21 protein-coding genes are annotated in these 13,279 nt (G+C 37.0%); 18 read left to right on the top strand and 3 right to left on the bottom strand.

Annotated elements, in window-relative coordinates; all coding sequences use genetic code 11:
* Positions 1–12 precede the first annotated feature (12 nt).
* From NST25_RS17370 to NST25_RS17330, 9 genes are all read left to right on the top strand, one after another.
* Complete coding sequence (locus tag NST25_RS17370; protein ID WP_340391920.1) at positions 13–588, top strand: hypothetical protein; 576 nt, start codon at positions 13–15, stop codon at positions 586–588.
* A 50-nt stretch (positions 589–638) separates the two neighbouring features.
* A complete protein-coding gene (locus NST25_RS17365) occupies positions 639–773 on the top strand; it encodes a hypothetical protein (RefSeq protein WP_256715915.1) in 135 nt (44 codons plus the stop codon).
* A gap of 97 nt (positions 774–870) precedes the next feature.
* Positions 871–1,272, top strand: coding sequence for a hypothetical protein (locus NST25_RS17360; protein ID WP_076273758.1), 402 nt, complete (start codon positions 871–873; stop codon positions 1,270–1,272).
* Positions 1,272–2,129 carry a M15 family metallopeptidase gene (locus NST25_RS17355; RefSeq protein WP_340391918.1) on the top strand — a complete coding sequence of 286 codons (858 nt, stop codon included), beginning with the start codon at positions 1,272–1,274 and terminating at the stop codon, positions 2,127–2,129. The genes NST25_RS17360 and NST25_RS17355 overlap by 1 nt, the downstream gene beginning before the upstream one ends.
* Positions 2,130–2,132: 3 nt before the next feature.
* Positions 2,133–2,411 (top strand): holin, encoded by a 279-nt coding sequence (locus NST25_RS17350; RefSeq protein ID WP_340391917.1) that lies wholly within the window; start codon positions 2,133–2,135, stop codon positions 2,409–2,411.
* Between the two features lie 98 nt (positions 2,412–2,509).
* Complete coding sequence (locus NST25_RS17345; protein ID WP_340391916.1) at positions 2,510–2,728, top strand: hypothetical protein; 219 nt, start codon at positions 2,510–2,512, stop codon at positions 2,726–2,728.
* Positions 2,729–3,309: 581 nt separating this feature from the next.
* On the top strand, positions 3,310–4,503 hold the full coding sequence (locus tag NST25_RS17340; RefSeq protein WP_340391914.1) for a hypothetical protein: 1,194 nt from the start codon (positions 3,310–3,312) through the stop codon (positions 4,501–4,503).
* Complete coding sequence (locus tag NST25_RS17335; protein WP_076275264.1) at positions 4,472–5,104, top strand: hypothetical protein; 633 nt, start codon at positions 4,472–4,474, stop codon at positions 5,102–5,104. Before NST25_RS17340 ends, NST25_RS17335 begins: the two co-directional genes overlap by 32 nt.
* Before the next feature lie 8 nt (positions 5,105–5,112).
* Positions 5,113–5,622, top strand: a complete 510-nt coding sequence (locus NST25_RS17330) for a hypothetical protein (protein ID WP_076275265.1) — start codon at positions 5,113–5,115, stop codon at positions 5,620–5,622.
* A gap of 108 nt (positions 5,623–5,730) precedes the next feature.
* On the opposite strand, the gene NST25_RS17325 is transcribed toward NST25_RS17330, so the two are convergent.
* A complete protein-coding gene (locus NST25_RS17325; RefSeq protein WP_340391912.1) occupies positions 5,731–5,958 on the bottom strand; it encodes a hypothetical protein in 228 nt (75 codons plus the stop codon).
* Between the two features lie 149 nt (positions 5,959–6,107).
* On the opposite strand from NST25_RS17325, the gene NST25_RS17320 reads away from it, so the two are divergent.
* The 3 genes from NST25_RS17320 (at position 6,108) to NST25_RS17310 (ending at position 8,350) form a co-directional block, all read left to right on the top strand.
* Positions 6,108–6,941, top strand: a complete 834-nt coding sequence (locus NST25_RS17320) for a hypothetical protein (protein ID WP_340391911.1) — start codon at positions 6,108–6,110, stop codon at positions 6,939–6,941.
* Positions 6,938–7,153: a hypothetical protein gene (locus NST25_RS17315; RefSeq protein ID WP_340391910.1), complete on the top strand. Its 216-nt coding sequence runs from the start codon at positions 6,938–6,940 to the stop codon at positions 7,151–7,153. Before NST25_RS17320 ends, NST25_RS17315 begins: the two co-directional genes overlap by 4 nt.
* Before the next feature lie 360 nt (positions 7,154–7,513).
* Positions 7,514–8,350 carry a hypothetical protein gene (locus NST25_RS17310; RefSeq protein WP_340010402.1) on the top strand — a complete coding sequence of 279 codons (837 nt, stop codon included), beginning with the start codon at positions 7,514–7,516 and terminating at the stop codon, positions 8,348–8,350.
* A 670-nt stretch (positions 8,351–9,020) separates the two neighbouring features.
* Here the strand turns inward: NST25_RS17310 and NST25_RS17305 are convergent.
* On the bottom strand, positions 9,021–9,917 hold the full coding sequence (locus tag NST25_RS17305; protein WP_340010401.1) for a hypothetical protein: 897 nt from the start codon (positions 9,915–9,917) through the stop codon (positions 9,021–9,023).
* A 272-nt stretch (positions 9,918–10,189) separates the two neighbouring features.
* Here NST25_RS17305 and NST25_RS17300 point away from each other — a divergent pair, with 272 nt between their 5' ends.
* From NST25_RS17300 to NST25_RS17275, 6 genes are all read left to right on the top strand, one after another.
* Positions 10,190–10,387 carry a hypothetical protein gene (locus NST25_RS17300; RefSeq protein WP_340010400.1) on the top strand — a complete coding sequence of 66 codons (198 nt, stop codon included), beginning with the start codon at positions 10,190–10,192 and terminating at the stop codon, positions 10,385–10,387.
* Entirely contained in the window at positions 10,384–10,629 is a 246-nt protein-coding gene (locus NST25_RS17295) for a winged helix-turn-helix transcriptional regulator (protein ID WP_340010399.1), read from the top strand. Before NST25_RS17300 ends, NST25_RS17295 begins: the two co-directional genes overlap by 4 nt.
* Positions 10,610–10,954: a YolD-like family protein gene (locus NST25_RS17290; RefSeq protein ID WP_340010398.1), complete on the top strand. Its 345-nt coding sequence runs from the start codon at positions 10,610–10,612 to the stop codon at positions 10,952–10,954. The genes NST25_RS17295 and NST25_RS17290 overlap by 20 nt, the downstream gene beginning before the upstream one ends.
* 129 nt (positions 10,955–11,083) lie before the next feature.
* The gene (locus tag NST25_RS17285; protein WP_036684125.1) at positions 11,084–11,431 is read left to right on the top strand and encodes a RidA family protein; all 348 of its coding nucleotides are present in this window, start codon (positions 11,084–11,086) and stop codon (positions 11,429–11,431) included.
* 162 nt (positions 11,432–11,593) lie between these two features.
* On the top strand, positions 11,594–11,884 hold the full coding sequence (locus NST25_RS17280; protein WP_340010396.1) for a hypothetical protein: 291 nt from the start codon (positions 11,594–11,596) through the stop codon (positions 11,882–11,884).
* 372 nt (positions 11,885–12,256) lie between these two features.
* Positions 12,257–12,751, top strand: coding sequence for a GNAT family N-acetyltransferase (locus tag NST25_RS17275; protein ID WP_340010394.1), 495 nt, complete (start codon positions 12,257–12,259; stop codon positions 12,749–12,751).
* Positions 12,752–12,899: 148 nt separating this feature from the next.
* Here NST25_RS17275 and NST25_RS17270 read toward each other — a convergent pair whose 3' ends face one another.
* Complete coding sequence (locus NST25_RS17270) at positions 12,900–13,106, bottom strand: hypothetical protein (protein WP_340010392.1); 207 nt, start codon at positions 13,104–13,106, stop codon at positions 12,900–12,902.
* Between the last annotated feature and the right edge of the window lie 173 nt (positions 13,107–13,279).

Genomic DNA, 13,279 nt, shown 5'->3' with positions numbered 1-13,279 from the left:
GAGGTGGCTATCATGAAAGCAGTACCTAGAATCGGGCTGGATGGTCTGTATATAGAGGACGTAATACAGGACGATTCCTTTACAGGGGTTGTCCCTATTTATGCTCAGCCAGAGCCGGAAGAAGCGCCAGATCTGCCGGAAGACAGGGAGATCGAAGATGAGGCGGACGTATCCGAAGAACCAGAACAGCCAAGAGAGATCATCGGTTATCTCGTAGGCATTACGTTGCCGAACGGATTATATCATCCAAGATTTGATTTGGTCACATGGAATGCATATCAGGGCGCTGTACTAGAGGCACAGAGCGACTATGCCGACGAGCTACACGATTGGCGGGAGCAATGGGCGGAGGGAGAGGAACAAGGTCCTGAGCCAGTTTATACACCTCCTGCACAGCCTGATAACTTATGGATCGAGGGTTTAACGCCAGAAGAGATTGCGGAGTTGACGAAGCCTGGCGAACTCTCAGAAATTGAGATGCTAAAAAAAGAAAACATGCTCTTAAAAGCACAGAACAACGCAATAACTGAACGTGCCGATTTTATTGAGGATATCATTGCTGAGATGGCAATGCAGATATACAAATGATAGCGCGCATTTTTTACTGGTTCATGTCAAAGAGGAAAGGGGGTGACATCATGATGGCTATGTTTTTTGCACAGCGCGTAATCTTAGGTAAGACCAAATATATTGAGGTTCCATCTACTTTGAGACCAGGAGTAAAAGAAATTTTGGTTGATAGCGGACTTGAATTCCTTGCTGAAGAAGAATAAATAAAGACGGCGCCCATTGAGGCGTTTTTTATTTTGCCCTCGGACCATATCCGGGGGCTATTTATATTGATCAATAGATAGAGAGGGGAGTTGTTTTATGTCAGTTGGGGGAGTCAATTCAGGAGGAGGGACCGGAGGTGTAGCCTTGGAGAATCGTATGGATGATGTTGAAAATCGTTTGTCCGGAATGTCCGACGAGTTGATGCGCTTCGGCGCAGAACATGCCACATTTAGCACTGAACTGCGATTGCTAAAAGAGAAGCAGTCTAGACATGAGGAAGATGTAAAACAAATCAAAGAATCCACAATCGAAATGAAGATCCAATTCAACGAGATTATGCGGCGGTGGGATACATTGGATTCTCGTGTGTTTCAGTTATTACAACAATCGCAAACGGATAGTAAGAGCGAACGGAAGGTGTTTATCGATCTACTTAAATACGTTCTGGCCGGTACTATCTTCGCTATTATTGCTTTTTTATTTAAAGGAGGGGCGTAATGTTAACCTTAGATCAAGTGAAAAGTAAATCATCTACGAGATTGATAGGGTTGCATCCCATTGTATTGGCTGCTGCAACAGTTTTAATTGAACGCTGTTACACTCGGGGAGTGCCTATTCTTATTACTCAAGGATTACGAACAATTGCGGATCAAGACGCTCTCTACGCACAAGGGCGTACAAAACCCGGATCTATCGTGACCAATGCAAAGGGCGGGTATAGTTACCACAATTTTGGTTTGGCTGTTGATTTTGCTTTACTGCTGCCTAATGGGTCGAGTGTTTCATGGGATATGAACCGAGACTACAACGGAAACAACATAAAAGACTGGATTGAAGTAGTGGAAGAGGCTAAGAAGCTCGGCTTTGATTGGGGCGGTGACTGGACATCATTTAAGGATTATCCTCATTTCCAAATGGTCTTTGGCTTAACTCTTACTCAGCTGAGAGCTGGTAGCAAACCATCAGAAACAGCAATGGCAAAAGCAACGGCTATTTTAGATCGAATAAAAGGGGAGGCAGATGAAGATATGAGTAGAATTGCAGAACTGGAAGAACAAGTGAAGGAGCTATTAAAAGTCGTAACAGGCTTGACTAATAGCAAAGATGTACTTAAAGAACAGTCTCTCAAACAGGCTGCAGATATTAAGGAACTTAGCACTTTATTGTTGGAATTGACGAATACGAACCCTCCTGACTGGTCCAAAGAGGCTTTAAAGGCATTCGCATGTACGCCGTCAGTTCTCAATGGCAAGCCAGTTATTGATACACCGGGATCAGCAACATATTCGGAAGCACGGATGATTACAATTCTGTATCGGCTTGGGCTGGCAGCACAACAAAAGGGGGACAAGTAAAGCATGGAAAATCAAAATTTAACGGATGTATTGGCCTACGCTTCGGTGTTGGCCGTATTTGTGCTGGCTCTGGTGCAACTGGTCAAGAATAATATCACAATGCCTAAAAATCTAATCCCGTTCGTGGGGCTTGCTATTGGATTGCTGATCGGTGCAGCTGGCTATAAATTCACAGAGCTAGATTTAGTGCTTCGTTTGTGGGCGGGTGGAATTGCTGGACTATCAGCAACGGGATTGTTTGAACTAGCGTTTAGTAAGAGGGATGGAACTACAAAAGAATAGGATTTACAAATCATTCCCTATCCCGTTAAAATAAAAGCAACGGAAGCACCGTACCCTGCCATCGCTGGTGGGGTATTTTGTTGTTTGGGAGTGATTACTTGAGCGCTACATACAAAGTCTTAGAGAGTGATGCGGAATTTTTGACAGCAGCCTTAGCCCAATCAAAGGTATCCGTATGGTTTAGGATGGACCCAGATCCAATAGGTCATCTTATGGATTATGGTGGAATTGTAGAGAGGTATACACCGGATTCAATTAAGCTCGCTGGTGCTCATTTTGTTCGGGGACGATTTGAATTTAGAGCAGAAATAAAATAGACCAGTCAGGTACAAACCCGACTGGTCTATTTTTGTTTATACGATGAACTCCGTAAATACCGGGCTTCGAAGCATGCCAGATTTGGTCCAGTTCCTCATTCTTAATTTGCTCGGGGGATAATATACTAAAACAGCCACATTGACTAACAAGGCTAAATAGTATCTTTATCCTGTCTTCATACTTATTTAAGCTAAGAGAATTATAGGTAATCACATAACCCCCTTATAATATAGTACTAGACTCTGCCGGACATTGGTGGGGTCATTTTTTGCCCACTTGCTTTTGTAAGTGGGTAAACATGAAATAAACATCTTGAAATAAGAACATGTGCTCGTGCATAATGATAAAAACACCTTGAAGTAGCAAATTATTCCTACCAAAATTCTACAATTTCTTGTAAAATAAAAACAGACAAAAAAGGCGGCTACCTTTAATGTCTGTTGATAAGGACAAAGTGTTTGGGACACCTTCCTCTTAACATCTGTCTTAATTTTAACATAAATCAAGACTAAATGTGAAGTTGATGTTTATCAATAGTCATTATTTTGGTACCCCTAGCATAACTTTGAGGGGGATTATTTTGCTAACTGATAAAGTGTTAAAGAACATTCAAATACAAGAATTAAAAGGGTTTTTGAAAGATAACGAAGTCAAAGGTAGAACCACCAGAATCACCGCCTCTGGTACAGAATTGAAATATTTAAATTATATAAGTGTTTTAGAAGAAGAGATTGCCTCTGTGGAGGTGGGAACCTTAACCTCTGAAGCGGTCGATGAATTCTTATTCAAATATTTATTTTATGCTAATAACAATATTCATTATGTATTTAGGTTCTCGAGTTACTTACATGAAATTTCTAGGAATCGAAAAGAAATAACACGAATATTTTCTCGAATGCCTCAACTTATGTTTAATCAGAGCCTGGTCGAGTGGGAAGATAACACAAAAAGAATTAACCTTTGTACCACGAGAGCTGATTATTTTGCAAATGATGATTTAAAAACATTAAATTTCTTGTTTCGTATCGCAAACATAGAACTCGATTATGGTAAAACAAGCGTTTTCTGCGGGGTCACTTTAGATTTTGAACATGATTTCTTAATGTTTAAGTTTAACCAAAATCAGTTCAATAGGATGGATAACGAACCTCTTGCAATTATAAACTCTATAAGAAGCGCACTTTCAGGGGTAGGAGATTTCTCAGATTCATTTGATTGGATGAAAATTAGTTTACAGCAACTTAACGAAGACACTGTAAACTCAACAATATATAAATTATTTAAGGATTTGAGTTTAGAAGCAGAAGAGATCCTAGATTCAAAAATGACAGAAGAGAACTTGCTTCATATTGACAATTTTATGAAGAATGTTGGCTTAAAGAATCTTGAACCAAAGCTGAAAGAGGAGTATATCAAGCAAATTAAAGCTGTAATTTATCAAGATATTTGTAGAACAATGGAAGATACCCGTTTTAGAACAGGCTGGATCTTTAAGCTCGGATTTCGTGAAGGTGATTTTAGCAGAGCCTCACAGAATGCCGAAAAACGTTCTCCGGTTTATAGCCAACAAGCCTTTTGGCAGCTTAAAGAAATTATACACAGAACTGAAAGGATGCAAGAAGGCGGATTCCATTGGAAAATTAATAATTCCTTTGTTGATGTCAGAATGGAATCTAAAAATGGCGGACTGCTAGTTTATTATTATGCTCGATTAAGAGAAGGGAGAAAGGAGAAGGAAGAGTATGTATTACGAAAGATTGCTGAGAATTTTTAAAGATAGTTTGGTTGCTTCACCAGATTATCCTGTTTCCCTAGTTGCTCAACTTGATGATTTTTTAGATAAGAATCACTCAGCCTACAAAAAAAATCTTAGCCCTTACCAATTTGCGAATTTCGCAAATATAAAATTTAATATCGCTCTTAAGTTTTTTATGTTATTTGCACAAGATGATGGTGTTTTCGAAATGATTTACTATTTTGAATGTTCTTCTCAATGCTCTTCTCGTGTATATCTGACTCGTGATGATTTAAATGATATGGATAATGTTGTGTACTGTGAAGAATGCGACAAGTCGTATAAAGTATCTGACGTCGTCAGATACGTGAAAATCAATTTCCGAATTAAACAATTTAAAGAAGAAGAACAGCAGACATTAGATGAAAACTGTGTATTTGATGTTCTTAAGGGATGCGATTCTAATTTAAAAGATCAGTCCCCTTTGTCTTTAGATAGTCAAGTTTCACAAGATGAAGGGGACGCCCCGCAAAATATTCATGACGAAGTAACTTTAGAGGAAGTCATAACGAATAACGTAATAGATGACGAACCAATATTAGCATTTTTAAGTTCAATGACTTCATTTATGCATAGATAGGGTGAATTATGGGGAATCAGGATTCTAAGGCGGTCTTGTCTAAAATAAACATGCTCATCGGTTTTATTAAATTAGATATGGATGCTTGCAAAAAGTCAGGAGAAAAGCTCCTTAACAGAGCATGGTGGTTTAAACTTGCTTCCATAGCTATTTCATTATTTATTACGATTATTCTTGGTATTACATTAAATACTGAAGAGAATCTCTTCGGGATTAATGCAGGAATGTTAGTTAAAAATACTGCGGTAGTGTTGAGTGCTTTTTTGACAGCAATAAATACTTGGGATGCTTTTGGAAATTTTCAAACCCGTTCATCACAAGAAACTGCAATGCTTAATAAACTTAACATGCTTTTGAGGGATATTTGTCTGTATATTGTCAATAACGATAATTGCTCTTACGAAAAATACAATGAATACAAACAAAGGTACAACGCAATTCAAGATGAATATGTTCTGGATCGATCTTCAAAAGAAGATAAGGATCCAGAAAATAAAAAAACTGAGGATGCGAAATAATGCGTCATGATACAAGTAGTGCTAGCAGGTATATTTCTTCTATACCAGTTCTCTGGAGATAACCTATACATAAAGTAGTCCGTCAACTCTAACAGGATGACGGATTTTTTATATTGTAGTTTCTCCCTCAACTCTAAATCTAATAACCCGTGAAATATCCTCCACATCCACATAAGGGACCCAGACCGGCCCTTCGATCGTATTGATCTTTACTCGCTCTGAATCTGCTGATACCTCCGCAATACCCTTTATCTTGTCCCCATTAAATAGCCATACAACAATCAATTCTCGTCTTACGGCTGCGACCTTTAAACTTTGCTTAAGTTTTTTATCCATGACCACACCTCGGGTCTTTTATGATTATTATACATCCGGACTGGTATCCAAAGAAAAATTTTCCTTACTAGTGATATAGAGTACATATACATAATGTTCCAAAACAAGTATGATTACTCCAATAACTAGATGATCGGAGAGATGTTACGTTGTGGGATCAGATTATAGGATTTTTGAGCAATAAACTTATCGGTGCTGGTGGTCTCGTTGCCATACTAGGGGCTATTATTCTACCTCTTTTAAAGGCACAACCAATTACAGCGCTGACCTCGACAAAATTAGAAAGAGTATTATTTACCAAAGAAAGAAGAGTTTCTGTAAAATTAGCATACTTCATTGTACAATGGATAATCAGTTGTACCTTAGCGACTTTGTTTGCCTTTTTTCTGTACACACTCAATATTTCTTTTATTGTTGTAACATGTATTATTATTGTAGCTTCATTTACATATATGATGCTTCAATACATAGTTAGCACAAAGAAATCTCTGCTGGATAAGCATCTTTCTAGTGCTCTGAACATTATCATATCTGTAATATTTTTATTAGTACATACAGCAACTATCTTTACAGCATTACCGAGCTTCTTTGCTGGTGTGGTGAGTTCCAGCAATTTTAGTGCAGATGATAAAATTACTGCAGAATTTTGGATAATGATGGCTATTTTCTTCGCGGTTAATTGTGTTGTTAATTTGTTCTTATTACTTAGTGCCCGAAATACATTTAAAGAATTTATTAAGAAATTTAACAAATATATAAGTGAAGGGTTTTATATTATTGAGGTGAACAGCGACAAAAAATGGTATGTTTTTCACCCTACGGATAAAGATAATATATTATTAGGCAATAAGGAGTCGGTTGAAGAGGCAACTGAATTTAGAATAATTGAGAGGAAAAAAGTACTTGAGCATACAATTAATTATATAAGAGTACCCAAAGTTTTAGAAGAACCTGTGGAAGACAGAGAGGATTACGTTATATGAGCAATATATACAAGGTATTAAAGACAGACTCTGAATTTTTAACAGCTGCCTTAAAACAGTCTCAAGTGGATATACTTGAATGTCGCGGTGATCTGGGTGGCTGTATAATTGATTGTGGTGGTCCAGTCCAAAAATGGAGCCCAGTTAGCGTTAAGGTTGCTGATGCTTATTACATGAGAAATGAATTTGAGTTTAGGATCGTTTTGGCATAAGTGTGTATAACAAATACCCAGTCAACCTTAAATGGTTGGCGGGATTTTTTTTATGTTGATTAACGAATACACATTTGATTATAAAGCGAACGAATGTTCTTGTTATTGGAAAGCTATTAGCATGGAAATGCAGATTGGTAAAATTGTTTACATAGATAAAGTCGGCAAGTACGCGCAACATGATGTAGTTATATATTGCCAAAAGTTCACTAAATATTAACTTTTAAGGATGATGTTGTTTAAAATACATAAAACGACATTATTCTCAAATGATGTGTGATATTGTTTTGTTGAACGCAAATTTAATAGGGAGGAGGATAGGGATTTAAAAATAAAAATAAAATTTGAGGGAGAATAATAATGAATAATTTTAAGAAAATCACCAGTTTAATAATGACCTTGTGTATCGTGATTGTTTTCTCAGGTTCAACTTATGCCAATTCAGCAGAAAGAACTACAGAAAACTCAAGCGAAATTATACCCTATAATCTCACTACTGATGTTTTTGATGATAACAATGAGGTAGTAGGTACAAAAACAGTAGACACAATTATTGAAAAGATAATCACAGACACAGAAACAAAACTTGATCTTAAAGAAGACATTCGGTACACTTTTAATGAGCCATCAAGTGATTATGCTAGGCTATTTCAAGATGAAATTAAACACACGGAAATAGTAATCACATCTGCTGGCGATTATTTTATTGATGGACAGCAACTTAGTGATGAAGTGCTGAACTCAGAAGTATCTTTGAATGAAGAATTAGGGTTGATGCCTAGATATCTTACTGAAGCAGGCGGATACTACTACGGTGCATATTATACAAACGCTACAACTTCGAATGCTACTCGCTTCCAATGTTTTTCCTATTCAGACAATACTAACTTTTTTCTTGATCCTGGAGGCGAAAAATGGCCTAAAGTAGTCTTGTTGGCTAACCAAGGTTCTGTTGTATCAGATTTTAAAATGTATGCTAATAATGTAGCCAGCGCTCGTTCAAATATTTCAACTGCGTCTGCAGCTCTTATAGCGTCCGGTGCAGGCATATTGACACCGGGATTTGTGCTGGGGCTTATAGGGTCTTCTGCAAGTGCTTATGCAATCTATGAAAATGGGAATAGTGGCCGGGCCGCTATAAAAAATGCTTATAGTGTGTTGTATAATAATGGAGGACAAGTTGTGAACGAGTATTAATAAATGTTTGTGAGGTGTATCAATTGCAAAACACATCTCTAATCAGATTTGCACGCTATTTTTTCAACATTGTAACAGTAATATTTGTCGTCCTGATTTTCCTAGATCCTCATCACTCAATCTACCTATTTTTTATGGTTTTGAGTATGAGTGTGTCATTGTTTTTACAATTGGGAGAATCACATTATGAAAAAAAATATTCCACTGCTTCAAATTTTCTTTTGGGAATCGCCGGCGTTATTTCTTTATTAGTGTCGGTTTTTATTCTCTTTAAACTTTAAATCTATATTTATAAAACTAGTTCGGATAACTCATGTTTGGGTCATTCTATATGAGCTACAGAGGAGAGCGTTCTAGCAATCTTTCGTTTTGATGTAAAGTAAACGATAAATAGTAGTATATATGACCAAGTAAGGGGAATTTTCCGAATTGGCAAAAATCGATTAAATACCTGAAAGCCTATATTAGGATACAGATTGGTGTCACCAATCATGTCTTCTAATATAGGTTATTTTTTTAATCAATATAAGGAAGATAATCAGCTAGGGATCAACGCTTTTTGACTTAGTTGAGGATAAGGAGATACGTGGCATTGTAATGGTGCACACAGTAAATTCCCAAATTATGAAATAACCCGTCAACCTTAAGTGGTCGACGGGGGTGTTTTTGTTTATTGAATTGTGTACTCACTTACCTCAAATGTGAGTATTTTATCGAATACAACATAGTCTTTACGTTTGCTGAAAGGTCCTTTGTTATTTGTATGCTTATCAATAGCATATGAACCTGGTCCTCTACCAGCATCACGGGAGTCATACCATTTCAAGAATGCATCTACTTCTGCAATTGGTAGGTCGTATTCTTTTTCTGTTCCATTCACCAGAGTGATGGTAAGAATAGCACGATCACCTGTTGGCTGCTCTGGAGTTGCTGTAGGTTTAGGCGTCACTGTTGGTGTAACAGTTGGGCTAGGAGTACTTGTAGGCACTGGAGTAGCCGTTGGTGTTGGTGTAGCAGTTGGTGTTGGTGTAACAGTTGGGCTAGGAGTACTTGTAGGCACTGGAGTAGCCGTTGGTGTTGGCGACGGGGTTACAGTCGGCGTAGGTGTTGGCATTTCTGAATAAACATTGAATTCACTTGCTGACCACCCTTCTCCAGCATATAGACCTATTCTTGTAATTCCTTTTTGTGTGATAGGAGAAAGTGGAATTTCACGAATTACACCATCTGGAATCGCAGAAAAGGCAGCCGAAGTGGTAGAAAGATCAGTGGTGTAAAGAAGTACAGAAATGTGTTTATTGCCTGTATATCTATAGTATTTTATATCAGTTTTTTCGATATCTATCCACATAACCCTATTAGTGGAACTGAAGTCCTCTGAGGTTTTTGAATCACCATCTGTAATTTTAGTAGTAGTGTACATTTGTAAGTATGCATTAGTTCCCACTGAGAAAATTTTCCCATCTAATAATCCTTCAGAAGCAGCGAAAGTCTCTTTCATAGGTAAAGCCGAAAAAATAAAAACGAAGCTAAAAACGAATAGTAAAGCTATTTTAAACTTTTTCATCTGATACACTCCTCCTTATTAATGTTCTGATAACTCCACTTTTTAATCTATTTATTCTTTTTCATTGAATCCCACCTTTATTTTGCGTAACGTTTGAATATTAACTTTTAATGGAGGAATATGTCTAAACATTAATTACTTTATATGGGATAAAATATATATGTTCTTTAAAAATACATATGCAGGAATTTGAGTGATCGTTTACTTGTTGCTTATGAAACGTATGTTCGTATATAATACAAACAAATGTTCTTATTTTAGGGGCTATCAACATGCATATGCAGATTGGTCAAACCATTGAAATTATTTACTCTGATAAAGTCGGTAAAATCACTCAGCGCAAAATTGAAGTGAAAGGCATAAAGGATGGGAAGATTCGCGCAACTTGTTTAAACACTGGAGCGCCGAGGGTGTTTCTAGCGACAAACATATTAGCTTGGCAGCCAAGTGATAAAGGAGCAATTGCATGAAGCCATTAACGAATAAAGAAAAAGAAGTCCTTGAAGCGTTGATTAAGATGATCAAAGTCAATCACTATCCACCTACTTTGCGGGAGCTTGCCAAGGAGGTAGGATTGTCATCTACAGCGGTAATACATGCGCACATGGAGCGCTTAGAGATCAAGGGGTACATACAGAGAGGTAAGAACATGCCACGAGCGTTGAGAGTTATTAAGGGAGTCGACGAAGACAATGAAATCACAACAGCGTAAGAAACTTGAAGGTAATGGACTATGGGAGGGAAGTCGGGTGATAATACCTGAGCATAAAAATAGGATTCTGGACGATTCGCTGAAAGAAGAGGTGCGATCAAAGCCTGATTTAGATCCCCAAGCATTAGCTGAAATCTCACAGGTATTAGCTCAATCTTTAGAGGATTGCAGTCCGATCACGATTACATTGTTTGGGGAATATGAGGACAGATCCATCCATGGAATAGTCATGAGAGTCGATCGGCAGTTGAAACAGATTAAGTTCCATCATGATGACGATTGGGAATGGATTAAACTAGAGGAAATTATTGAGGCAATCACTTAATCGAGTGTCGCTTTATCTCGTATTAAGCTAACGGGCAGGATTGCGTGGAGAGCCAACAAGTAAATATTTACATTTAAAACGTATGTTCTAAAATATATTATGGAACTTAATACATAGGAGGCCATGTATATGATAAATCGAATTTCAACACCATTTAGTTATTCATCTGCTGTTGCGGCTGGTGACTATGTGTTTCTCGGATTACATCGGGGTTTTGGACAGAGCTTTACAGAACAGATTCACAATACTTTCTCACACTTAAAAGAGACTCTTAATCAACTTGATGTACCACTGGATAATGTTGTTAAGGTGAATGTATACCTAAAGTACATTAAGGACTTACCTGAAATGGAACAGGTTTTTTGTGAGTATTTTGAAAAGGATAAATTCCCTGCTAGAATGACATCTACGACAGAGTTTTTTGACTCTGATTGTCTTATGATGATTGACGGAATAGCATACAAAGGATTGAACTAACGAGAAACTTTTGTTCAACGCACGAAGAAGCAGCACGCGATCCGCAGTGCTTCTTTTTCATTAAGATATAGGGCAGGATTGATTCATTGCTTAGCGAATAACTTAACTAAGGAACTAGCCCAATATGGGAGGATTAAATGAGTATAGAAGATTATAAAAATAATGATGATTTACATGTATGATTCAGTTATAAAAAAACTAATAGTAGACTACGAAAACAAATCGATTGAGGTTCACTTTTTAAAGGTAGTTGAGCGTGTTGACCGAGGTGAACATAATTTCACATATAAGGTTAGGGAAGCAATTTTAACTTTCTCAGGTGTCGTTTACGCTAACTTGCCTTATTGTATGGAATTTGATGAATGGAGCGAATTTTATCGTTCTGCAATTGTTAAATCCTCAAGGATGCTTGAAAGAGTCCCTGAGCGAGCAAAATCAAACAAACTACTTTAACATATTTATTTAGGAATTGATAACGGAAACGAATATAACCAACAGGATATAGTCTGTTCAAGTTATTCAATGGAATTAGGATCAAACGAATATATTCTACATGATGATTTTGAATGGTTGTACGAAGAATAAGACGAATTGCTCGTTCAACTAACGAGAAACGATAGCGTAAAGAGCAGACTGCTAATGCAATCTGCTTTTTATATTGAAGTAACGGGCAGGATAGCTCAATCGTTTCTCGAACTCTTTTTGAGATGGAGTATTTACGAACTTCGTGATTAACGTTATGCGACATACAAGCTAAAATAGTTTGAAAATATATGGACGAGAAATTAATATTATACATCTAAGCAAAGAAAAGGAGATTAATTTATGAGTATTAAATTTAGAAAAGTAAGTGATTTTAACCGTGGTTTAATCTTTGAATTGTTGACAGATGCTTACTTATTTGATTGCAGATATGAACAAAATTGTAGTTCAGATTGGCAGGAATTTGATAATTTCTTCTTTGATAATTTACAGATTGCAGATGAATGTGGGTTTATTACTACATTAAACGATGAAGCAATTGGTTTTGTTTCATGGGACCCAAGAAATGTACCTGATTATGTGGAAATCGGACATAATTGTATTGCTACAAAACAAAAAAGCAATGGTTATGGTAAAATGCAACTCCAAGAAGCTGTTAATAGAATCATAAAAAATGATGTTAGGAAAATTGTTGTAACTACTAATATCGACTTTATATCTGCTCAAAAAATGTATGAGAGTGTTGGATTCAAAATACATAAAAAAAGAAAAGTTGAGGGTTTTGTTAGAGAACATATAGATTATGTATATTCTTTAGAAGGTAGGAACTACAAATAACACCATAATCACGCATCGGAACATTCGGTAAAATTCATTACGCTAACGGGAAACGATAGCTCAATAAAGACAATAAGACCCTAAAACAATTATCTAATTAAAATGCCTCATCAGTATAATCACTGATAAGGCATTTTAATTAGATAATTTATACCTTGATTTCTTCCCATCCTGGTGGTAATGGATCCTCAGGTGCTGGTTTTAGATGTGCTGGCAGCACACTAATAAGTAACGGCTCTCCAATATCGAGCAAGACATTTTTTGTTCCTTTAGCTATAACAATGCCGATCTTACTGATATGGAAACCATCTATGATACGGACTTGAACGCCAAGCGTTAATTCTTCGATTTTCAATTTTTCCATCCCCTAAGGTTAATTTTCTTTACTTCGTCCTATTAAGTAGGATGCGATGACACCGTTAAAATACCTTTTAAAGATATTCTTAAAGTGGATGACCCGGGGGAATAACCCGGGTCTCTTTCTTTGTGGGCTTTCCCCACAGGTTCCCCACAAGGAGTAAAAATGTT

This window comes from Paenibacillus sp. FSL E2-0190, assembly GCF_037992965.1.
Classification (GTDB): Bacteria; Bacillota; Bacilli; order Paenibacillales; family Paenibacillaceae; genus Paenibacillus_AQ; species Paenibacillus_AQ odorifer.
The sequence above is the reverse complement of the archived record's forward strand: the minus strand, read 5'-3'. Positions and strand labels throughout refer to the sequence as shown.